Origin of the sequence: Halopiger aswanensis (genome assembly GCF_003610195.1) — an archaeon.
Lineage (GTDB): Archaea > Halobacteriota > Halobacteria > Halobacteriales > Natrialbaceae > Halopiger > Halopiger aswanensis.
This window is the reverse complement of record NZ_RAPO01000004.1, coordinates 552,577-574,220: the sequence shown is the minus strand read 5'-3', so window position 1 is coordinate 574,220 and position 21,644 is coordinate 552,577. Positions and strand designations below refer to the sequence as shown.

At 59.2% G+C, this 21,644-nt stretch carries 17 protein-coding genes and 1 pseudogene; 6 read left to right on the top strand and 12 right to left on the bottom strand.

Annotation, left to right across the window (positions count from 1 at the left end):
- Window positions 1-348: 348 nt before the first annotated feature.
- On the bottom strand, window positions 349-1,638 hold the full coding sequence (locus ATJ93_RS20370) for an MFS transporter (RefSeq protein WP_120246475.1): 1,290 nt from the start codon (window positions 1,636-1,638) through the stop codon (window positions 349-351).
- 352 nt (window positions 1,639-1,990) lie between these two features.
- Here ATJ93_RS20370 and ggt point away from each other — a divergent pair, with 352 nt between their 5' ends.
- A complete protein-coding gene (gene ggt / locus ATJ93_RS20365; protein WP_120246528.1) occupies window positions 1,991-3,595 on the top strand; it encodes a gamma-glutamyltransferase in 1,605 nt (534 codons plus the stop codon).
- Window positions 3,596-3,921: 326 nt separating this feature from the next.
- On the opposite strand, the pseudogene ATJ93_RS20360 reads toward ggt, so the two are convergent.
- Both ATJ93_RS20360 and ATJ93_RS20355 read right to left on the bottom strand, forming a co-directional pair.
- Window positions 3,922-4,879, bottom strand: a pseudogene (locus ATJ93_RS20360) (electron transfer flavoprotein subunit alpha/FixB family protein).
- Window positions 4,876-5,667 (bottom strand): electron transfer flavoprotein subunit beta/FixA family protein, encoded by a 792-nt coding sequence (locus ATJ93_RS20355; RefSeq protein WP_120246527.1) that lies wholly within the window; start codon window positions 5,665-5,667, stop codon window positions 4,876-4,878. Before ATJ93_RS20355 ends, ATJ93_RS20360 begins: the two are co-directional and overlap by 4 nt.
- A 291-nt stretch (window positions 5,668-5,958) precedes the next feature.
- Here ATJ93_RS20355 and lhgO point away from each other — a divergent pair, with 291 nt between their 5' ends.
- Together lhgO and ATJ93_RS20345 are read left to right on the top strand one after the other, a co-directional pair.
- Window positions 5,959-7,161 (top strand): L-2-hydroxyglutarate oxidase, encoded by a 1,203-nt coding sequence (gene lhgO / locus ATJ93_RS20350; RefSeq protein WP_120246474.1) that lies wholly within the window; start codon window positions 5,959-5,961, stop codon window positions 7,159-7,161.
- A 605-nt stretch (window positions 7,162-7,766) separates the two neighbouring features.
- Complete coding sequence (locus ATJ93_RS20345) at window positions 7,767-9,236, top strand: acetyl-CoA hydrolase/transferase C-terminal domain-containing protein (protein ID WP_120246473.1); 1,470 nt, start codon at window positions 7,767-7,769, stop codon at window positions 9,234-9,236.
- A 40-nt stretch (window positions 9,237-9,276) separates the two neighbouring features.
- On the opposite strand, the gene ATJ93_RS20340 is transcribed toward ATJ93_RS20345, so the two are convergent.
- The 8 genes from ATJ93_RS20340 to ATJ93_RS20305 all read right to left on the bottom strand — a co-directional run bounded on the left by ATJ93_RS20340 (window position 9,277) and on the right by ATJ93_RS20305 (window position 16,559).
- Entirely contained in the window at window positions 9,277-9,504 is a 228-nt protein-coding gene (locus tag ATJ93_RS20340; protein ID WP_120246472.1) for a hypothetical protein, read from the bottom strand.
- Window positions 9,501-11,492 (bottom strand): TRAP transporter permease, encoded by a 1,992-nt coding sequence (locus tag ATJ93_RS20335; RefSeq protein WP_120246471.1) that lies wholly within the window; start codon window positions 11,490-11,492, stop codon window positions 9,501-9,503. The genes ATJ93_RS20340 and ATJ93_RS20335 overlap by 4 nt, the downstream gene beginning before the upstream one ends.
- 63 nt (window positions 11,493-11,555) lie before the next feature.
- Window positions 11,556-12,665 (bottom strand): TAXI family TRAP transporter solute-binding subunit, encoded by a 1,110-nt coding sequence (locus tag ATJ93_RS20330; protein WP_120246526.1) that lies wholly within the window; start codon window positions 12,663-12,665, stop codon window positions 11,556-11,558.
- A 112-nt stretch (window positions 12,666-12,777) separates the two neighbouring features.
- Window positions 12,778-13,206 (bottom strand): universal stress protein, encoded by a 429-nt coding sequence (locus ATJ93_RS20325; protein ID WP_120246470.1) that lies wholly within the window; start codon window positions 13,204-13,206, stop codon window positions 12,778-12,780.
- A 50-nt stretch (window positions 13,207-13,256) separates the two neighbouring features.
- Window positions 13,257-14,078, bottom strand: coding sequence for a fumarylacetoacetate hydrolase family protein (locus tag ATJ93_RS20320; protein WP_120246469.1), 822 nt, complete (start codon window positions 14,076-14,078; stop codon window positions 13,257-13,259).
- Window positions 14,075-14,422, bottom strand: coding sequence for a cupin domain-containing protein (locus ATJ93_RS20315; protein WP_120246468.1), 348 nt, complete (start codon window positions 14,420-14,422; stop codon window positions 14,075-14,077). The genes ATJ93_RS20320 and ATJ93_RS20315 overlap by 4 nt, the downstream gene beginning before the upstream one ends.
- On the bottom strand, window positions 14,419-15,207 hold the full coding sequence (locus ATJ93_RS20310; RefSeq protein WP_120246467.1) for an SDR family oxidoreductase: 789 nt from the start codon (window positions 15,205-15,207) through the stop codon (window positions 14,419-14,421). Before ATJ93_RS20310 ends, ATJ93_RS20315 begins: the two co-directional genes overlap by 4 nt.
- A gap of 53 nt (window positions 15,208-15,260) precedes the next feature.
- Window positions 15,261-16,559, bottom strand: coding sequence for a DUF362 domain-containing protein (locus ATJ93_RS20305; RefSeq protein WP_120246466.1), 1,299 nt, complete (start codon window positions 16,557-16,559; stop codon window positions 15,261-15,263).
- Window positions 16,560-16,651: 92 nt separating this feature from the next.
- Here ATJ93_RS20305 and ATJ93_RS20300 point away from each other — a divergent pair, with 92 nt between their 5' ends.
- The 3 genes from ATJ93_RS20300 to ATJ93_RS20290 are packed head-to-tail and all read left to right on the top strand — an operon-like array spanning window position 16,652 to window position 20,185.
- Window positions 16,652-17,761 carry a mandelate racemase/muconate lactonizing enzyme family protein gene (locus ATJ93_RS20300; protein ID WP_120246465.1) on the top strand — a complete coding sequence of 370 codons (1,110 nt, stop codon included), beginning with the start codon at window positions 16,652-16,654 and terminating at the stop codon, window positions 17,759-17,761.
- A complete protein-coding gene (locus ATJ93_RS20295; protein ID WP_120246464.1) occupies window positions 17,758-18,975 on the top strand; it encodes a mandelate racemase/muconate lactonizing enzyme family protein in 1,218 nt (405 codons plus the stop codon). Before ATJ93_RS20300 ends, ATJ93_RS20295 begins: the two co-directional genes overlap by 4 nt.
- Window positions 18,976-19,024: 49 nt before the next feature.
- On the top strand, window positions 19,025-20,185 hold the full coding sequence (locus ATJ93_RS20290) for an acyl-CoA dehydrogenase family protein (RefSeq protein ID WP_120246463.1): 1,161 nt from the start codon (window positions 19,025-19,027) through the stop codon (window positions 20,183-20,185).
- 94 nt (window positions 20,186-20,279) lie between these two features.
- Here the strand turns inward: ATJ93_RS20290 and ATJ93_RS20285 are convergent, their stop codons facing one another.
- On the bottom strand, window positions 20,280-21,530 hold the full coding sequence (locus ATJ93_RS20285; RefSeq protein ID WP_120246525.1) for an MFS transporter: 1,251 nt from the start codon (window positions 21,528-21,530) through the stop codon (window positions 20,280-20,282).
- Window positions 21,531-21,644: the final 114 nt, after the last annotated feature.

Sequence of the window (21,644 nt, the reverse complement as noted above, 5' to 3'; positions counted from 1 at the left end):
TCAGCGATCATCGTTACCTTGAGATCGCCGTCGCTGTTGGTCCCAGCGTGGGCAACATCGTCTTCGTACCGCTCAGTGACTGGACCGTCGAGAGTCCCGATTCTCGCGAGCCAAATTACTGAAGACTATCGATTAAGAGATCTAGATCTACCAGTTCGAATTTAGAAGTGTTAGACAGATAATAACGTCTCAAGATCACGTTCCGTTGTGTCCTCTCGAGGGCTTCACCCAGAAAATGCCGCTGTTTTCAACGGCATTAGATACGGATTTCGGTGCAGCTAACGAGTCGTACTCCGGAGTGGTGACAGGACCGCTCACCCGTATTCTCCTGAGACGTTCCGACACTGGCTAATCGTCAGTTGATTCCACTGCCGTCGAGTTTGCCTCAGCATAGCTCCCGGTGAGTAGCGAATAGCTGAGGAGGGACGCAAGGAGCGCGAACCCGGCAAGCGTCACGAACATCGCTAGTTCACCGAACCCTTCGTAGACGATGCCGGTGATGGTTGCTCCGAGCGCGCCGACTCCAAAGGAACCGACGTATGTGAATCCGTATGAGAGACCGCGGGCGTTCGCGGGGGAATACTGCGCGATCGTCGCCTGGTAGAGCGGCTGGATCATAAACAAGAGGAATCCGAGTACTGTACCGACTAGCGCAAGCGTAACGAGACTACCCCGTGCTGCGGGGATGAAAACGAGAGCAGTAACCGCCAATGATGCGAAAACAATCATTAGTGCCCGCTCCGTCGCCACTCGCTCAGTTAGTTTTCCGCCAGCGTACTGGCCGCCGATGCCGACCATCAAAAGTCCCGTGTAGAAAAATCGAGAGGGTTGAAACTCCTCAGCCATTGGTGAATCCGGTTCGAAAAGCTGTAAATCACCAACAACGGGCTCAAGCATCGTGGTCAGTATTTCAGGCAGCAGCGTCAGTGTACCGCGGTAAAACAGACCGTTGAAAATTACGATAATGAAGACGATGCTAAAACCGGTGGCAAACAGCGCTTTCGATTCGGTCCACAGTTCTGATAATGAAGACGCAGCCGTCGCGTCACTTGAGTCGGACTCGCCCTGTCGGTCTTTCGTTCCTGCAGTTTCGTCGAATTGTACCTGCAACGCGTAAAGTGCAGCAAGCAGGGCGGGGATCGAGAGCAGCGCAGCGACAAGCCGCCAGTCGACAACGAGCAAGAGTAGCGCGGTCGCCAACGGTCCGAGTGCGATTCCAGCGTTGCCTGCCATCCCGTGATATGCGAACGCCGTCCCACGATCAACGACGCCCGTGCTAATCAGCGAGAGGCCGGCTGGGTGATAGATGCTCGCTGCGATTCCCCAGCAGACCAATCCAAAGACGAGGACCGGGAGCGTAGGTGCGATACTCAAGACGAGAAACGAGATGCCCATACCGACGAGACAGCAGACGATAAGCAGTCGCGAACCGTAAATATCGGCAAGGACGCCCGTCGGAAGGGCTCCTAACCCGAACATCGCGTAACCGGTGGAAACGACGACAGCGAGGAGCCCGATCGAGATTGAGAACTCGCTTGCCCACAGTAGCATGAGTATCGGGATCGATAGTTCATACGTATGGACCATTGCATGGGAAACCATCGCAAAGCTGATGATAGATCGATCGTTCCTGTCCATAGCGCTGATTGATGCTTTCGTTGGGTAAAAACATCCCTTTTGATTCAGCGGCGACCTCAAATATGCGGTAATAAACGCCGATATCTTCTGTATGGATCAGTTCTACCTGCGTTTTCAGACTTCTGGCTTTCCCTGAAGACATTCGAAATTAATTCAGCTGTTTCTATTGGCCCAATGGCAACTTCTGTTTCAAATGGGGTACTCCTAAGACCTGCAGTTTCGTACCGCCCACGATTCATGTCCATAACATAAATTATTTTATGTAACTGCCTGTTGTGTCAATCATGCCCGGGTACCAATATTATGAACATCCGAAACATATTGGTAAATGAATCACGTCACAATATTGAACATGGAACCCGATTTGGACCGCTTCAATTCCCGTCGTTCGACCGTCTATGGACAGCAGGGAATCGTTTCAACGAGTCAACCGCTTGCCGCCTCGGTGGGCATTGAGATCCTTCGCGACGGCGGGAATGCCTTTGACGCGGCAGTAGCGACTGCGGCCACGCTCAACGTTGTCGAACCGACATCGACGGGTCTCGGCGGCGACGTGTTCGCCCTTTACCGGACGGCCGAAGACGAGATCGGCGCGATGCGAGCGTGCGGTGGCGCACCGTCAGACGCGACCATCGAAACTGTCCGTGAGGCGGTCGGTGGCGGTAAGGACGCGACGATGCCCAAAACTGGTCCTCATACGGTCACCGTTCCTGGAACTGCACGCGGGTGGGAGGCCACCGTGAAACGCCTCGGGACGTTGGACTTGTCGACACTGTTGGCGCCTGCCATTCGCTACGCGATCAACGGTTATCCGGTCTCAGAAGTAGTCTCAAGCCAGTGGGTACACGGAGAGGAGCTGTTTAAGTCCGAACACGCCCGCGAGGCGTACCTATTCGACGGTGAGGCCCCGGATACGGGCCAGTATATCAAACTTCCAGAGCTTGGGGCGACGCTGCAACGTATCGCCGAGGCAGGTGCCGACGTCGTCTACGAAGGCGAAATCGCTGAAAAGATTGCCAACGCGGTACAAGCCGAAGGGGGAGTTATGACTGTCGAGGACCTTGCCTCCTTCGAGGTTGAATGGCCCGATCCCGTCTCAACGACGTACAACGGTGCGACAGTGTACGAACTGCCTCCGAACAATCAGGGACTCATTGCCCTCGAGGCGCTAAATATCGCCGAAGAAATTGATGCCGGCGGGTACGAGTATGACTCCGCCGAGCGCGTCCACTACTTCGCCGAGGCTACGAAGCTGGCTTTCCACGACGGTCATCAGTACATCACGGATCCGTCGTTCGAGGATCATCCACCGATTGGTTCGAAATCGTGGGCGAGAGAGCGTGCAGCCGAGGTTGGATCGGAGGCAAATCACGACGTTAGCTTCGGCGTCCCCGAAGCGAACGCCGAGGACGCAGACACCGTCCTCCTCACCGTTGCCGACCGTGACGGTAATATTGTGTCCTACATTAATTCTCGGTTCGCTGGTTTTGGCTCCGGTATCGTCGCCGGAGACACCGGAATTGCCCTCCAGAATCGAGGCTGCTCGTTCTCGCTTGACTCAGACCACCCAAACAGCCTTGAACCCGGTAAGCGTCCCTTCCACACATTGATTCCGGGAATTGTTCGCTTCGACGAGGACGATTGGGGGGCATTCGGTGTAATGGGCGGCTATATGCAACCACAGGGACACGTACAACTGATCAGTAACCTCGTCGATTACGACATGCCGCTCCAACGCGCACTCGATGAGCCACGATGGCGCTACCGAGAAGATGGCCATCTTGCCCTTGAACCACACTTCGATGACGACGTGGCCGCGAAACTCGTACGGAAGGGACACAAGGTGCGCACGTTAAACGCCGGTATGTTCGGCGGTGCACAGATCGCTCGCAACAATGGCGGGATCCTTTCCGGTGCAACCGAACCGCGAAAGGACGGCAACGCGCAGGGGTATTGATCATCACTTCGCTATAATACTCTGAAGTCGGCTAAATTTCGCGGCTGGTCGATCGACTTTCTAAACAGATTGGTGACCCAATAGACAAGCAGCTGCACAACACGTTCGTGACGATAGCTGACCTGATCTCATTGGCGTGGGAACCTCGAGCACGTAGTCGGAGTATACTCAGCGTGCTGTACGAACCCTCAATACACACTGTAAGCAAAGACAGCAACCGCTATCCGTGCAAAAAGATCGAACAGCGCTTATTCGACGCTGGTGATATCCCAGTATGTCTCTCTCACCACGCCTGACTGCGCTAACATAGTAAATATCTCGTTATTTTACTGGAACTCTTTGATGAGTTGTGGAACGACATCGAAGAGATCGTCAACAATCGCGTAGTCCGCGATATCCATAATCGGAGCGTTCGGATCAGTATTGATTGCGACGATCGTGTCCGAACCCTTCATGCCAGCAACGTGCTGAACTGCCCCTGAAATTCCAATAGCGATATAGATGTCGGGAGTGACGACTTTGCCCGACTGGCCGACTTGTCGGCTCTGGGATAGCCACCCGTTATCGACGATCGGACGTGACGAGGAAACCGTTGCATCCAGCGCATCCGCAAGGTCGAAAATGAGATCGAGCGAGATTCTCCTCTTCTTCGATTCCACGACCGACGGAGACGAGTACGTCGGCTTCTGTGATATCGACGTCACCCTCGCCAACGTCTTCAAAGCCCGTGACCGTTGAGCGAATAGCGTCGTCATCGATTTCGACATCGAAGGCCTGAACGTCGGCATCGCCAGTCCCTTTCGCAGGAGACCACTCGGCACCGCGGACGGTAACGACCGCGTCACCCTTGATCTCAGTAGTGGTCTCGACCTTCCCACCATACATCTCGCGGGTCGCAAGAAGGGTATCACCGTCCGTCTCGAGAGTGACGGTATCAGTGACGATCGGCAGGTCGAGTTTATTAGCGACTGCGGGCGCGTAGTCGAGACCGTTGACGCTATTGGGAGTCAGGACGTATTGGGGAGCAATCGCTTCGTAGAGCTGGGTGAGCGCCTGCACGTAAACGTCGTGATTGAACTCTTCACCGTAGTCGACGGTGTGAATTTTGTCAACGCCCTTAATATTGAGTTTCTCGGCGAACTCGTCGACGGAACCACTAATGGCAGCTACGTTGAGGCTGCCACCAGTGTTGTCGGCGAGCTGGCGGGCTGCGGTAACGAGTTCGTAGCTGACATCGCGCAATTCGCCGCGACGGTGGTCGGCGACGGCCAGAATATCGGTCATTGTGCTACCCCCTCGTTGCGAAGCAGAGCAGCCAATTGTCCGGCCGTCTCCTCCGGGCTCCCCTCCCAGATTGCCACGTCGCTCTCGCTTTCGGGCACGTACATCTCCGTTAGCTCGAGGTCGGCGTCCACGGTGTGTTTATCGACGCCGAGGTCGCTGAGACTGTAGACCTCCAACTCCTTGCGCTGGGCTTGACGGATGCCCCGCAGACTAGCGTAAGGGGGCTCGTTGATCCCCGTTTGAACGGTCAGAACGGCGGGAAGATCGATGTCGGTGACCTCCTCGATACCGCCTTCGAGTTCACGTCGCACGGACGCAACACCGTCGTCAAGTTCGTGTTCGAGATGGTTGACAACGGCGCCCCACTGGAAGCCCATCTCCTCGGCTAGGGAGACGCCGGTGGCGCTGAAGCTGTCGTCGCTGGCCTGAACACCGGTCAGTACGAGGTCAGGTTCCTCTTGCTCGACGACAGCGCCGAGGATCTCGGTCTTGGCGCCAACGTCGAGTACATCACTCTCCTCGAGAGCGGTGTCCCAGACACGAACGGCACGGTCGGCACCTTTCGCAAGCGCCTGGCGGATCGTCTGCTCGCAGTCTTCTGGACCGATGGTGACTGTCACAACCTCGTCGGCGATGCTTTCTTCCCGGAGTTGGACGGCCTCCTCGATGGCGTAATCGTCCCACTCGTTCAGGTCGGCGTTGAGGTATTGATCGTCGATTTGGGTCCCCTCAATTTCAAACTCGTCTTCTACAGTTGTGACTTCTTTGACCGTTACGAGGACTTTCATCGCTATGAGATTTGTAGCTATTTTCTCCCGTAAAAACGCACCGGTGGAGATCACAGAGCGAAGTGACACCGATGTTGGGAGCTGTGTGGCAAAATAAGAGTGAAACGAACGATCTAGGGTTATGGTCGTCCGTCTTCAGTCTTCACCAACCCCCGAGTTTGTAGGAGGGGTTGCTGTCCCGGTCAGCCCCTCAACGGCGGCGATTGCCATGCACCTACACTCGGATGGCGATCCCTAGACTGTGGCGACCACCACTTATAAGCCGTCGGCACAGGAACCCTGTCACCAGCGATGATGTACCACGACGTCGCCATTGTTGGCGGCGGCTGCGTCGGGCTATCAGTCGCAAAGCACCTCGCCGAGCGGACTGACCTCGACGTCGCTGTCCTAGAGAAAGAACACCATCTCGCGGCTCATCAGAGCGGCAGGAACTCAGGGGTCCTCCACCCCGGCTTCAACTATCCGCCAGACTCGAAGAAGGCGCGGTTCGCCACCGAGGGCACGAGCCGGATGAAGAAGTACTGTGCCAAGCACGACATCCCGTGTGAGGAACTCGGAGTACTCGTGGTGGCGCAGGACAACAGCGAGGAAGCCCGCCTCGACAAGCTCGCCGAGCAAGCCGAAGCCAACGGTGTCGAATACAAACTCCTCGACTCGCAAGCCGAGATTCACGAGCACGAGCCGCACGCGAACGGACAGGCTGCACTGTACGCGCCAGAGGCCGCGTCCGTAGACTCCCAGCAGTATGTCTACGAGCTGGCCAAGGAGGTTCGGGAGGCGGGCGTCGACCTCTATACGGACTACGAGGTCACGCGCGTCGAGCAAACGGTCGACGGGTACCACCTCGCTACGAGCAACGGTCACTTTGAGGTGTCCTACCTCGTGAACGCGGCGGGTCTGCACGCCGACGAGATCGCCCACCAGGTCGGCGTCGGGGAGCGCTACCAGGTGGTGCCGTTCCGCGGCGAGTACTACGAGGTCCGCCCAGAGCGTGCGGATCTCTGCCAGACGATGATCTATCCGACGCCGAACCCCGAACTCCCGTTCCTCGGAGTCCACTACACGCGCCGCACTGACGGGAAGGTCATCGTCGGGCCAAACGCCGTACTCGCGTTCGGTCGTGAGGCCTACGACAACACCGAATTCGATCCTCGAGACCTGTATGAGACGCTCACCTACGAAGGATTCCGAAAGCTGCTGTCCTCGAAGCTGATGATCAAGGTGGCGTGGGACGAACTCAACAAGTCCTACCGGAAGGAAAAGTTCACGAAGGCATCCCAGCGACTCGTCCCGGATGTACGCGCCGAGGACCTCCAACAGAGCTACGCGGGCATCCGGGCGCAACTCGTCAGCGACGACGGCGAACTTGTTAAAGACCCGCTCTTCGTCGAGCGCGAGGACGCCGTCCACATTCTCAACGCGGTCTCTCCGGGACTGACGTCGTCGCTACCGTTCGGCGAACATATCGCGGAGACGCTCGTCGAGAAAGTCTGAACGCGAACTGATTCTCAGAGTTGTTCTACTCAAGCCCGCGAGCTAGGAGACCGGCTATTCAAGCTCTTTACTGTCAGCTTGTGGAACGACCCGTTCCTCATGGGATCGGTCTACGATCACATCGAGCGCCGCGTGTCACTACACCGTTGTGGAAGACACTGGATTTCCGCCCCACGAGTACGAGGTTACTCATTAGATTAGCTACTTTATCAGCAGAGGTACCGAGCTATTTAGCGACTGCAAGACGGTACTGAAGGCCATCGACACATTTGTCCTCGGAGAGAACATCCGTCGCGGCATCGCTGAGGCCGCCGAGCTTCTGCATACGTTTCTGCTCCATCTTGTGGATACGTGCGGAAGTAGTCGGTGGGGAACAGACGTGCCGGCCATCCAACTACCTATGACCCGAACTTTAATAACGCAGTGCTGTTACCTCGAGATGACAAGCGACCAACGAAGACACGGAGTCAGACGAGACCGTCTGACTTCGAACGCTGCCACTCATAGACTATGTCAGGTCACACGACAGGCGGCCGTACGGCCGCTACAGACGGCTGTATTGCCTTGAAGAAGCGCATGCCCCGCCGGAACGCCGAGGAGGAACGATGACCTGTTCGCCACAGAAACCCGTCGAACAGCGGCTACATGGCGATGTGCCGGTCGTCGACGCGACGGAAGCGGCGACATCCATCAACACGGACGCGACGGTACTCATAAGTGGTTTCGGGAGCGTCGGCTACCCGAAGGAGATCCCGCTTGCACTCGTAGAGGATGACCGAGACCTCTCGTTAACAGTGGTACACAGCGGGAATGTCGGCGATGAGATCGATGTCGATCTCGTGGAGTCGGGTGCCATCGAGCGACGGTTTTCCTACCAGTCCTCGCGGGTTGCCAGGGCAGCGACGAACCGCCGCGATATCGCGTTCAGTGACCGAAACGCCTCGGCTATTGGCGACGAGGTACAGTATGGCGGACTCGTCGACTCCGCCATTGCCATCGTTGAAGCGGTTGCAGTCGGCGAGGACTGGTTCATCCCATCGACATCGCTCGGCCAAGTGCCTGCATTCGTTGAGGCCGCGGATCAGTTATTTGTGGAACTAAACCACCGACAGCCACTCGAACTGCAGTTGCTCCATGACGTTTATCGACCTGATGCACCGCCGAACCGCGACCCCGTGCCGCTCACCGATCCTAGTGAACGCATTGGTACCGCACATGTCAGCTTCGACGCAGAGAAACTCGCAGGCGTCGTTGAGACTAGCACCCCGGACTCAACGTATACGTTTCGTGATCCGACCGATGATGATCTCGCCATCGCTGGGAATCTCGGAGCGTTCCTCGATACGGAGATGGAGCGTTCGTCCGTCTTTGAGGACGCCGTCCACCTTCAGTTCGGTGTCGGGTCACTCGGAAATGCACTCATGGGTAAGCTCAAGGAACTTGACTTCGGTGACCGCGATGTCGCCTACTTCGGCGAACTTATTCAGGACGGTCTCCTCGATATGCTCGACGATGACCGATTGGAGTGCGCGAGCGCTACTTCGATGGCGCTCACCGACGACGGCCAGCAGCGGCTCTTCGAGAACGTCGAGCGGTACGCCGAGGACGTCGTGCTTCGGCCGGCAGACGTCTCGAATCACCCTGGCGTCATCAACCAGTTCGGCGTCATCGGCGTCAACAGCGCCATCGAGGTCGACATCTACGGAAACGTCAACTCGACGCATGTCGGCGGCAAACGCATGATAAATGGCGTCGGCGGCTCCGCGGACTTCAACCGGAATTCACTGGTGACCGTGTGTGCGCTCCCGTCGACACTAAAGGACGGCGAGGTTTCTCGCGTCGTCCCGATGGCGTTCCACGTCGATCATACTGAGCACGATGTCGACGTCTTCGTCACCGAACAAGGTGTCGCGGACGTCCGCGGCTGCTCGCCGGTAGAGCGCGCCGAGCGCATTATCGAGTCCTGCGCGCACCCAAAGTTCGCGCCCAAACTACGCTCGTACCTAGAGGATGTCCGCGAGCAGAACAACCATATCCCACACGATATCCATCGTGCCATGGAGTGGCACGAGTGATGTCGATCGCGGGCGAAGTGCCCGCTGAGCCGAGAACTGACTACAGATAGAGGATAAGCCACCAGATGTAGCCGGCGGCGAGCGCAAGACCGACCAGTACCTCGAGGGCGCCGGTGTACGTCTCGCCGTGGGTCTGCCGGAATGACTGGACGAGTTCGATGCGACGCCAGACCGGCAGTAGCGGCTCGGGAATGACTTCACCGAGTCCGCCGGCTTGATCGATAGACTCTTCCGCGACCGCTTCCGGGGAGTCGTCTGTCGAACTCATTGGCTTGTACCTCTGCCGAACGGCAGTTCGAGACCGCGCATTAGCACTTTCTCTGCGACGAAGATACTGACGAACAACACGATACCAGCGAACTTCACGATGTTGCTCGGGTACACCATTACGAGTACGCCGAGCACCGTCAACAGCGCTCGTAAGGCGATCTTTCGACCAACTTCCAGCCGGAATGGATAGTTGAGGCCATAGATTATCGTAATCGCGCCGAGCAGCACGAGCGTCCCAACGATAACCGTGTTGAGGCCAACGGACATCGTGATCATCTCGGGATTATAGACGAACGCGATGGGCAGGACGAACAGTGGTGCGGCGATTTTGATTGCGGCACCGCAGGTCCGCCAGAAGTTCGCCTCTGCGATGCCTGCGGCGATGACTGCCGCAGTCGCGACCGGGGGTGTGATACCCGCAAGGATAGCTGCGTAGAACATCGTGTAGTGGGCTGTAATCTCCGGGATGTTGAAGTCCGCAACGAACGTCGGCACGATGAGAATTGCGACGATGACGTAGGCGGCGACTGTTGGCATCCCGACGCCCATCAGAATAGCGACGCCCATCCCGAGCAGTACTGCAAACAGCAGGACGCCACCAGAGACGTTGATGAGCAGGAGCGCGATTTTAGCGGGGACGCCGGTCGTGCTGAAGACGTTCACGACGCCGCTGATAACCACCAAGATGATAGCGATCGGTGCCAGAATGATGGCGCCACGGCGAAACCCATGGATGGTATTCTTCAGTTGCGTCCAGAGCTCGCCGGCTGCCCCAACGTCCGCGCTGTCCACGGTTCGCTGAACGGCCGGCACGAGGATGCCCATGATGGTCATCGCAACGACGGTGTACAGCGCCGATGTCATCACCGTGTACTGGGCAATACCGAGCAGGTAAATGAGCAGCGCAAACGGGACACCAAACCGGATTGCCTCGAACACTTTCTGTTTATTCGAGAGCGTCTCGTCGAAGAACTCCGAGAACTCCATCTCCTGTTTGCTGGCGTCCGAAATAGCCGTGTAGTGGACCGCGATGGTAATGGACACAACCAAAATCGCGGCCGGGATGAGTCCTGCGACGACGATGTCGAGGTATGGAACGCCGAGGTACGACGCCATGACGAATGCAGACGCCCCCATCACAGGCGGAAGGACCTGCCCCGCTGTGGATGCGACCGCTTCAATACCGGCTGCGCGGTGGCCCTCCATCCCGGACTCCTTCATCGTCGGGATGGTAAACGATCCCGTCATCGCTGCGTTAGCGGTGTACGAGCCGTTGATGGAACCGATGACCGCGGACGCGAGTACGGCGGTCTGTGCGACGCCGGACTCGATATACCTCGCAGCGACGATCGCGATCCGAAGGATGAGGTCGAATGCGCCGTACGCGAACAGGAGTCCGGCGTACAGCAGGAACGGCGCGATCCAGGTTGCGGTGATCTGAGTCAGGTTCCCGTAGAATCCGTAGAGGTCTGTGACCGTCACTTGCAGGAGCGTCTGCTGACCCATGCCGGCGTGCCCGAGGACTCCCGGCACGTGATTGCCGTATAGCGCATAGAGGAACACGCCACCAACGAGTAGCAGGAAGACGTTCCCGAACTCTCGCCACGTGAGGTACATTAGCGAGAGGATGACGAGGCGCGCGAGCATGTATTCGTGTTCGAGCGCGTACCCCTGCCGGAGCAGGTAGACGTCCTCGAAGTTTAGCGCGAAGAACGCCGACGCGGTCATCAACACCAGTGACGCCGGAATCAACACGATGCCAGAGGCCCAGTCGCCATCCTCAATGGCGAGCCGCGTCTCGTTAAGTGCATACACGGTCATGATGCCGCCGACGAATGCGGTCGCGTACCGTACGTCGCCGATCACTTGCGTCTGCGCCCAGTACAGCACGCCCAGCCAGAACAGCACCGCCACTACAGTGACCGTGATATCGATACCTCGAAGAAACCCGGAAAGCCGTTCAACCGAATCCGATTGTGTATTCATTGATGGATTAGATTAGTGGTCGATACCTCCTGAAGGAGGGACGAAGGTTGGATCGCCATTGCCTCAGGCGCTCTCGCCTTCTTGGAGGCTGTCGTCCCACGCGTCGTTATCCTTGTAGTACTGGACAGCACCCGGGTGGACCGGGATGTTTTCGCGGGCGGAGCCGAGCATGTCCCCGGTAGACTCGAAGTCGTTGAACTGGGCTTCGCCCTCGTTGACGACATCATTGTGCTCATCGACGACGCGGCAAAGTTCATAGACGGCGTCAGCATTGGCCTCCGGGTTGAACGTGTAGTTCACCTCGAGGTTCCAGTGGAATACCTCATCGGTTCCAATGTCCGCGTCGGCTATCTGCCAGTCGTCGTAGCTCGTGGTACCGGTGCCGGCGCCCGAGTACGACTCAGCGGACTCGCGGAGTGCATCCGTCGGCTCGACGTAGTGAACGTCGATTCGAGACGCGATCTCCTGGACAAAACCAGTATACCGAACACCGGGAGTACCGTAAGCGATGCTCGCGTCGATGTTTCCTTCTTCCATCGCGCCGGGTGCGGAGTCGACCCCCATATTCTGGATGTTCATCTGGTCGTAGACGTCGGCGGTCGGATCCTGTGACCAGACATCGAGCGTGGTCGCCCGTGTCGAGTACCCTGGTTCGGCGGGGTAGACGTTAGCACCCGCGAGGTCGTCAAACGTCTCGATCCCCGTGCCGTCGCGGGCGATGATGTAGATGCTGTATGGGAATGCGTAGAACCCATAGTTCGGGATACGGTCGACAGGCTGATCGGAGAACGCACCGCGCTCGTCGATGGCCTTCATGAGAGAGTTATTGTCGGTGATGCCGGCGTTGAACTGGTTGTTGGCCATCCGACGAATGGTTCCGATGTAGCCCGGGCTCTCTATTGTGGAATACTCGAGGCTGTCACTCTCTTGGCTCACTGCGCGCTCAACAGCAAGACCGACGTCTTGGGTGCCACCGGCGGACGTACCGACGCGCAGCGAAAGGTTGCCGCCGCCGTTGCCGTTACCGTTGCCGCCACCGTTGCCGCTTTGAGAACCGCCGTCACTGACGTTGGTGTTTCCGTTTCCGTCGCCGCTACATCCGGCGAGACCTACGATGCCTGCTGCAGCTGTACTGTACAGAAACTTACGTCGCTTCATGTGGCTGTCTACCATGTACATCACAGCCATCACATTCAAACATTAACAATCTATTTGTTTGTTTCCTACACGTGGTTGCGAAAATACATCATCGCGGTTCTATTCGCCTGTGTTACAGCGTAATATATCACCCCCTGAGAGAGACTGTGACTGGACAATTCGCAGACAGCATTACTGACTGTGTAGTGCTTCCAAATAGCACTTTCCCGGTAGGGCTCCGCTGGCGACCGCCCATCACAATGTTGTCAGCGTCGATTTCATCTGCGGCCGCGAGTATCTTTTCGGTCACGTCACCGTGCTCGCGTCGCTTTGAGACTGCTGAGACGTGAGACTCGAGATACTCCTCAACAGCGTCGACGGCCTCCGGGTAGTTTGTTTCGTCCCAGATATCCTCGGATTTGATCTGGCCGGCCTCGCCGGTGACGTCGAACTCTTCGAAGACGTTCAGGATCACCGCCTCGACTTCCTCGTCAGCGTTTGGAAACCCTGCGACGGCTTCAGCGGCATTCAGCGCGCGGTCCGTGTTGTCTCCAACTGGTATGAGTACTCGGTACACGGTAGCTACTCACAGACCCTCGCATAATAAAAATTCCCGCTGGACGACCGCTATCGCGTGACCGGTGCCTCGACGGTCCCGATGTCCTCCACGACCGCGCGCACGTCGTCGCCGGGCTCAATGTGTGCCGCACCGGGTGTCCCCGTACTGAACAGGTCGCCCGGTTCGAGGGACATCACGTCCGAGTGGAACGAAACGATCTCCGCGGGAGGGAACAGCATGTTCCGAATCTCGTTTTCGGCCTTGATATCGCCGTTGACCTCCGTTTTCACGGACAGCGACGTCAAATCGAGGGGCTCCTCGGGAACCGCAAGCGCGGCACCGGGTACGAGGAACGTATCGTAGCTCTTCGCGCGCGTGAGAAACCGTGGGTTCCGCTGGAGGACGTCCTCGGCCGTCATGTCGATGACCGGAAGGAATCCCGCAACGACGTCATCGAAGTCATTCTCGTCTATGTTTCGGCACGTCCGGCCCATCACGACGGCGAGTTCTGCCTCCGCGGTCACGCGCTCACTCTGCGAGGTTGGCGGCAGACGAATCGGACCGCTCGGCCCGGTGAGTACCGTCGACGGCTTCATGAAGCTCGCGGGCTCCTCGGGCCGCTGCTCGTCGAGATCACCGGCGTGCTCTGCGTAGTTCAGACCGATACCCCAGAGTTTCCCGAAATCCGCGAGCGGCGCGCCGAACGTCAGATCGGCAGCTGGTACGGGTTCGGCGGGCGCGTCGGCGACGTCGCCGAGCGTCCCGTCGGCGGCTCGCGGGAGCGCCTCGTGAACGCTATCGAGGTCCGGCTCAACCGAGCGAAGTGGAACGTAGCCGTCCTCATTGCCGAGTAGCGGGTTGCCAGTCGCGGTGCGTGCAAGGTACTTCATTCGTCCCGTTCCGTCCAGAAGTCGAACGAGCGGCCGGGCGCAAACACGTCCAGCCCGACCGCGCGCTCGTCACCGGTGTTCTCCACTCGGTGTGTTTCGTTGGACTCCAGAAACACCGAGTCGTTCGGTTCCAGCGTAACCTCGTCGTCCTCCGTGGCGACCGTCAACTCGCCCTCGAGACAGAGACACACCTGCTCGTTTTCGTGATCGTGCATCGGCGAGCTGTGGCCCGGCGGCTTCTCGAACCACTCGAAGGAGAACTGGTCGCTGCCCGCCATCGCGACGCGGCGCCAGCCTTCGTCGGGCTCGTAGGTTTCCGCGTCGTCGAAGCGCACCGGCTTCATAGGTTCGCCCCCACGGAACCGCCGTCGATGGGCAATGCGGCACCATTGATGTACCCGGACTTCGGCGAGCTCAGGAACGCCACCGTGTCCCCCAGCTCCATCGGGTCGCCGATGCGCTCGAGGGGGTTGTCCGACCACGCTGCCAGTCCCTCCTCGTAGTTCTCGTAGTCGCCGCGCTCGATGGCGCTCTCGATGAGGTTCTCGATGCGCGAGGTCTCGTGGGAGCCGGGGAGGACGGCGTTCGCACGCACGTCGGGCGCGAACTCCTTCGAGAGTGTCTTCTCGAGGCCGATAACGCCCATTCGGACGGAGTTCGACAATACGAGGTTCTCCTTGGCTTCCTTGACCGTCCGGGACGTGATATTGACGATCGTGCCGCCCTCGCCCTCCTTCAAGTGGGGCGCGGCCTCCCGAGCCAGGCGAACAACGCTCATCACGAGAAGCTGATAGGCGTCCTCCCAGTCATCGTCATCCGTGTCAAGGAACGCGCCGGAGGGTGGACCACCCGCACTCGTGACGAGGTGGTCAATAGTGCCGAACTCCTCGACCGTCGTCTCGACGAGTGTCCGTATGTCCTCAGACTCCGTGAGGTCGCCGGGCTGGGCGACAACATCGCCCGTTGCCACGTCTTCGATTTCCTTGCGAGCTTCCTCGAGCTGGTCCTCGTCGCGACCGTTAATGACGACGTTCGCGCCCTCGCGAGCGAGCGCCTTCGCTGACGCTTTGCCGAGTCCGCTGGACGACGCCGTCACCAGCGCCGCGTTACCATCTATCTGCAGGTCCATGTGAATGGCAATCAGAGGGCAACGGGAAAACGTTTACGTAAAGGCAATCGCGCCTACGCGTCCCTGAACCGTGCCGTACCATCTTCGAAGATCAGCGTCTCACGGGCCGCTACGGTCGCTGACGCCGGCAGGTCCTCGACGACGGCCGCCGAGACGCGAAGCTCACCGAGGTCTTCGGTGTTCTCGATCCAGAGGATGCGGACCGTCTCCGGATCGTAGCTGCCGAGCGCAGCCAGCGCCGTGCGGAGCGCGAACTCATCGTCGGGCGCGACCACGGGGAGCTTGGACTTCGCGAGCGAGCCGCTCGTGAGCGCGTTTGCGTACGTCTTTTTCAGATCGAGTTGGTCGACGGCGGCCCGCCGCGTAAGGTCCGCGAGCCCGATACCGTTGCCGTTCCCGTTCGTCTCCTCGGTGAGTCCGCGGACGTAGATCAGGTCGATATCGGGATTCTGCGGGTCGGGCGCGTTGAGTACGCGGTACCGACCGATAACGTTCGTGTCCATCCCCGCACCGGAGATCTCTTTGCCGATTTCGTCCACGACGAGCAGGTCGATGTCGTCGACTGGGAGCGTCGCCATCTCGTCGTACGCGCGCTCTAGGAGCTCCGGTTCGCGCTCCGTAAACGATCCCGCGGGAACACCCTCGACGTACGCGAGTTCATCCTCGAAGTTCTCGACGAGCGCGACGCCACCGAGCAGTGGCACCGAGGACTCGATGGCGTCCAGCGCGGCGGTCAACGTCTCAACGTACCCTTCTGCGATGGCCGTCGAGTGGAACGACTTTGCGCCGCGTTGCTTTCCGAGGCCGACGACGGTCATCTTCGCGAGCCCGCTCTCGATGGGGCCGCTAAAGTTCGTGTGCGCCTTCACACGGTTCACCACGAGCATTGCGTCGGCCTCGAGGGCGGCCGTCGCGAAGTACACCGGAACGTCCGCGTCGCCGACCGTGACCGTCGCCAGCAATTTGGCGTCCATCCGCGCGTCTATCGGCGCACCCACCGTCTCATCGGTGATGCCGAGCGACGCCAGCACCTCGCGCTGTCCTTCGGGCGTTGCGCCGCCGTGGCTTCCCATCGCAGGGACGATTACGGGAGCAAAGCCGCGCTCCTCGAGCTCGGCGACGATACCGTGTACGACGTCGTCGATGCGGTGGATGCCGCGGCTGCCGACGCCGACGGCGACCGTCGCGCCCTCGTCCAGTTCGTCTACGGCGAGCGCGTCGAGTTCGGCTCGGACGTCGGTGACGGGATCGGCCAGCGATTCGCTGCCCGGCTCGTACCGGATTCGCGCGAATTCGGGTAGCGACTGTGGCTCGATGAGGTGATCGACGTCGCTACGATCAGGAAACTTCATGTCCGGGCTGTTGCGGGCGTCCCACTAATACTATGGGTGAGAGTGTTGCCGCTACAATTGGCTACTTGTGTACGTGTGTCACCCCTCGTAGCATGGAAATCACAGACGTAGAATCGTTTCCAATCAAGTTACCCTTGGAGACCCCAGTATCGTTCTCCAATCGCACGCTCACATACCGAGACCACGCGATAACGTACGTAAGAACTGATACCGGCCACGAGGGAGTCGGCTACTCGCTGGGGTACGAGGGCGCCGGACTCATCGCCGACGCGGTCGAGGAGCTACTGGCGCCGGTCCTCCGCGGCGAGGACCCTCGAGACACAGAGCGACTGTGGCACGAAATGTACGACGGTAATGTCCAGATCGGACGGACAGGTCTGCTGTTGCGCGCCATCTCAACGGTGGACATCGCGCTCTGGGACCTAAAAGGGAAAGCCGCAGGTGAGCCGCTGCACAAGCTGCTCGGCGGGCACTCCGAGCGCGTGCCGTCGTACGCCAGTGGCGGATACTACCGCGACGACAAGGGTCACCAAGGCCTCCGTAACGAGATACAGCGGTACCTTGACGAGGGCCATGACATCGTGAAGATGAAGGTCGGCCGCCGATCTATCGACGAGGAGGTGGATCGTGTCGCTGCAGTCCGTGAAGCGATCGGCGACGAGCGCACGCTCCTTCTAGACGCCAATGGAGTCTGGTCATCAACGACAGCGGCTACGCGGGCGTGCCGTGCGTTCGAGCCCTACGACCCGTACTTTATCGAGGAGCCCGTGATGATCGACCGAGTGGATACGATGGCGGAGGTCAACAGTGCTCTGAACTATCCGGTCGCGACCGGGGAACTAGAGGGAACGCGGCACAACTTCGCGCGCCTTGCTGATCAGGGCGCTGCAACCATCCTCCAGCCGGACGTCACTGTCTGTGGCGGCATTACTGAGTGGCTGAAGATCGCCCACTACGCTGCCGCCTACGACATCCCCATTGCGCCCCACTACAACTGGAACATCCACGCCTCGCTGCTCGGCGCTATCGAGAACGGTCTCTGGGTGGAGTACTTCTACCGCGACATGGACGTGAAGGCGTTCGACGATGTCGTCGCTGACCCTGTACAGCCCGACGACAACGGGATGATTGCCCTTCCGGACCGCCCCGGCCACGGCGTACCGCTCGACGAAAACGCCCTCCAGCAGTTCAAAGACCAATGAGAGACTTTTCGGACCACATCGAGACTCGCGACCCGGACAGAGACGTAGCAATCACAAGCATCGACGCGTGCGTTGTCGAAGGCAACTTCGAATGGAACCTCATCAAAGTGGAGACGGATGCCGGCGTCACTGGTATCGGCGAGTCCTATCGGGGTGGTGGAATCCCCGAACTCGTAGAGTATACCAACCGGTTTCTCGTCGGCGAGAACCCGCTTGACGTGGAGCGCCTTGTTCGGTATATCTTCCAGGAGATGTCCGGCCACGGCGGTACCACCGGAAAGGTTGTTACCGCAGCCTCGGGAATCGAGGTCGCCTTGCTGGACGCTGCCGGGAAAATTCTCGGCCTCCCGGTGTACCAGTTGCTTGGTTCGAAGTACCGTGACGAAGTCCGGCTCTACTGCGACTGCCACGCCGGCGAGGCGTACGCCGTCGAGGACGGCGCGACCGACTACGCGGATACCGAAGCGTACACGCCGGAGGCGTACGCCGCGGAGGCTGCGCGCGTCACCGATATGGGCTTCGACGCGCTCAAATTCGACCTCGACCTGCCCGCGGACAACGCCAACGACCCGTACAACGGCCGCCTTACGAACGCTGCCGTCCGGGAGAAGCGAGAAATAGTGGCAGCGGTCCGTGAGGAGATCGGCTACGACGTAGACCTAGCGTTCGACTGCCACTGGGATTACTCCGTCGAGAGCGCCAAGCGACTAGCCTACGAGCTCGAGGAGTTCGACCTGATGTGGCTCGAGGACCTCGTGCCGCCGGAGAATATGGATGCTCAGAAGGAAGTCACACAGGCCACACGGACGCCGGTTGCGACCGGTGAGAACCGATTCCGCGTATTCGAACTCTCCGAACTTATCTACGAACACGGCGTCGATGTTATCACCCCAGACCCGACGACAGTCGGCGGACTCACGGAGACGATGCGGGTTGCAGACCGTGCAGAAGAGAACTACATCCCGATGTCCCCGCACAACGTCTGCAGCCCCGTTGGAACGATGGCATGCGTCCACCTCGGTGCTGCCGTTCCGAACTTTGACCTGCTGGAGTACCACGCGCTGGAAGTCGAGTGGTGGGACGACCTGCTCGAGCGCGACGAACCCCTAATTCAGGACGGATCCATCGAGGTACCAGAAGAGCCTGGCCTCGGCATCGAACTTGACGAAGCGGTGGTTGAGGAGCACCGTCTCGACGGCACATCTGGGTTCTGAACCCCCTCGCGTAGGTTGGTTATTTATTGGTGGACACGTAAGTTGGCATATGCTCGATTACTTCGACCTGGAGGCATCACTTTCCCAATCGGAGCAGTTACTCGTCGAATCCGCTCGCGAGTTCGTTGAAGGCGAAGTCGACGATATCGGCCAACACTGGATAGACGGTACGTTTCCGAGAGATCTCATCCCGAAGATGGGAGAGATGGGGTTCTACGCACCGAACTTGGAGGGATACGGTTCGGCGAACGTCAGCGAGACGGCCTACGGCCTCCTGATGCAGGAGTTGGAGGCCTGCGACTCCGGACTGCGCTCAATGGCGAGCGTGCAGGGGGCACTCGTGATGTACCCCATCCATGCGTACGGCAGCGACGAGCAGAAAGACGAGTGGCTACCGAAGCTCGGCACTGGCGAGGCAGTCGGATGTTTCGGTCTTACCGAGCCCGAACACGGCTCGAATCCGTCCGCAATGGAGACCACTGCCGAACGTAACGGTGACGAATACGTCCTGAACGGCTCGAAGACGTGGATTACGAACTCACCTATCGCAGATATCGCGGTCGTCTGGGCAAAAGATACCAGCGAGGACGATAATCCTGTCCGGGGATTCCTCGTGGAGACCGACCGTGACGGCGTCACCACGAACAAGATTGAGGAGAAACTCTCGCTGCGAGCTTCGATTACAGGCGAAATCAGCCTGCAAAACGTACACATTCCAAAGGAAAACCTGCTGCCTGGCGTCTCAGGAATGAAGGGGCCGCTGTCATGTCTTACGCAGGCACGATACGGTATCGCGTGGGGTGCGGTCGGTGCCGCTCGCGACTGCTTCGAGACCGCACGCGACTACGCTACCGATCGCGAGCAGTTTGGGAAGCCTATCGGCGGCTTCCAGATGCAACAGCAGAAACTCGCCGAAATGGCCACCCAGATCACGCTCGCGCAACTGCTCGCTCATCGGCTTGCGGAGCTCAAAGAGGAGGGGAGAATGCGTCCCCAGCACGTCTCAATGGCCAAGCGCAACAACGTCCGGATGGCCCGCGACCAGTCTCGGGTCGCCCGCGAGATGCTCGGCGGAAACGGCATTACCGCAGACTACTCACCGATGCGCCACATGGCGAACATGGAAACCGTCTACACCTACGAGGGTACCCATGACATCCACACGCTAATCCTCGGCGAGGACCTCACCGGTATCCAAGCATACCAGTAATCACGAAATTGAACTTCTGAGGTTGACGTACTTGCCGGCCTCGCTGATCGACGAGCACCGTGGAGAGGCGATCAAAATTTCTGGAGTTGCAGCCTCAACGGTCCATACGAAGCGGTGCTGCCGTACTCATCGCAAGCAGGCACGCAATGCCCGTCCCCGCGCTGAGCAGCCCTATCGCTACACCCACAGTTCGCACAGCCACCGCGAAGCCGAGGTGCGATGTGGTAACGGCGATAGCGGCTCCCATCAGAACCGGCGTCATCGTCGCGGCTGCGCGGCCGCTGCCCTCGCTGAGGCTGACGAGGCCGCCGCGGAGATCCGACGGTGCGAGGCCCGTAATGATGCTGCGGTATATCGAGAGCACGAGCCCAAAGCCGATGCCCATGAGGACGACGCCAATGGCGGCTACAGCCAGCGACGTTGCGAGGAAGACGAGCGCGAGCCCCACACCCATCGATGTGTTTGACGCGATGAGCGGGTAGACCCGATCATCGAACAGATCAGCAATACGGCCCGCCTGCGTCGCCGCGAGTGCATACGTGAGACTGGCAAGTGCCGCGAGCAGCCCAGCTTGGGCAGGTGTGCCGCCGAGCACGTCCACGATGAGGATAGAGTTGTACGTGAGAAAACCGAACCACGCGAGGTTCGCAGAGCCACGGGCGACAACCATTGACCACGCGCGTCGATGGGCAACGAGCGTGCACAGATCCGAGAGTTGTTCGCGGAAGTCCGTGGGCGAGTCATCGTCCGACGTCGGCTCGATTGGCTCCTCGAACCAGACGTAGACGATCGCTGCAATGGGGAATGCGACGGCATATAGGAGGAACGGATACTGCCATGCCATCCCGACGAGGACGCCAGCGGCGAGTGGGAAAACTGTCTGGGAGAGCCCCGATCCGGAGAACCGCAACCCCTGCGCAGTCGCCTCCTTGGTTCCCGTATAGAGATCACCGAGGCTAGTGATGATGATGGGTGTGAGCGCGGCGAAGCCAATGCCCTGGAGGAACCGGAGCATGAGCGCGGCCTCGAACGTTGAGACGAGTGCGATAGCCGTCCCGGTAAGGCCGAACCACAACAGTCCAAAAATGAGAACCGGACGACGGCCGTATCTATCGGAAACGACGCCCGCGACAGGGATGACGAAGATGGCTGGCGCAGTGAACGTGGACAGCAGCAGCCCGATGTTCGCCGTCGACGCACCTAACGGCTTAACGAGCGAACCCAACACCGGCGAGAGGAGTGCTGTGCCGAGCGGTGGGAGAACATTAATGAGCAACAGTAACTGGAACGGCCGTTCACTCACGAGATCCGTGTCGTCTCCGACGACAGACGAGAGCGATACCACACCGGACAACTCGAGCGTGTCTAAATTAAAGGTATGTTTATAGGTACTATACGCTGGACTGGTTCCCTGAACGTCGCACAGCACGGACACCATTGTTCGACATAGTCGAATACT

Bases quoted from the DNA above. Each gene is read 5' to 3' on its own strand.
- ATJ93_RS20370 (WP_120246475.1), bottom strand. From the start codon at position 1,638: ATGGACAGGAACGATCGATCTATCATCAGCTTTGCGATGGTTTCCCAT.
- ATJ93_RS20320 (WP_120246469.1), bottom strand. From the start codon at position 14,078: ATGAAGTACCTTGCACGCACCGCGACTGGCAACCCGCTACTCGGCAAT.
- ATJ93_RS20295 (WP_120246464.1), top strand. From the start codon at position 17,758: ATGAGAGACTTTTCGGACCACATCGAGACTCGCGACCCGGACAGAGAC.
- ATJ93_RS20305 (WP_120246466.1), bottom strand. From the start codon at position 16,559: ATGAAGTTTCCTGATCGTAGCGACGTCGATCACCTCATCGAGCCACAG.
- ATJ93_RS20300 (WP_120246465.1), top strand. From the start codon at position 16,652: ATGGAAATCACAGACGTAGAATCGTTTCCAATCAAGTTACCCTTGGAG.
- ATJ93_RS20290 (WP_120246463.1), top strand. From the start codon at position 19,025: ATGCTCGATTACTTCGACCTGGAGGCATCACTTTCCCAATCGGAGCAG.
- ATJ93_RS20310 (WP_120246467.1), bottom strand. From the start codon at position 15,207: ATGGACCTGCAGATAGATGGTAACGCGGCGCTGGTGACGGCGTCGTCC.
- lhgO (WP_120246474.1), top strand. From the start codon at position 5,959: ATGATGTACCACGACGTCGCCATTGTTGGCGGCGGCTGCGTCGGGCTA.
- ATJ93_RS20345 (WP_120246473.1), top strand. From the start codon at position 7,767: ATGACCTGTTCGCCACAGAAACCCGTCGAACAGCGGCTACATGGCGAT.
- ATJ93_RS20355 (WP_120246527.1), bottom strand. From the start codon at position 5,667: ATGAAAGTCCTCGTAACGGTCAAAGAAGTCACAACTGTAGAAGACGAG.
- ATJ93_RS20315 (WP_120246468.1), bottom strand. From the start codon at position 14,422: ATGAAGCCGGTGCGCTTCGACGACGCGGAAACCTACGAGCCCGACGAA.
- ATJ93_RS20340 (WP_120246472.1), bottom strand. From the start codon at position 9,504: ATGAGTTCGACAGACGACTCCCCGGAAGCGGTCGCGGAAGAGTCTATC.
- ggt (WP_120246528.1), top strand. From the start codon at position 1,991: ATGGAACCCGATTTGGACCGCTTCAATTCCCGTCGTTCGACCGTCTAT.
- ATJ93_RS20335 (WP_120246471.1), bottom strand. From the start codon at position 11,492: ATGAATACACAATCGGATTCGGTTGAACGGCTTTCCGGGTTTCTTCGA.
- ATJ93_RS20330 (WP_120246526.1), bottom strand. From the start codon at position 12,665: ATGGTAGACAGCCACATGAAGCGACGTAAGTTTCTGTACAGTACAGCT.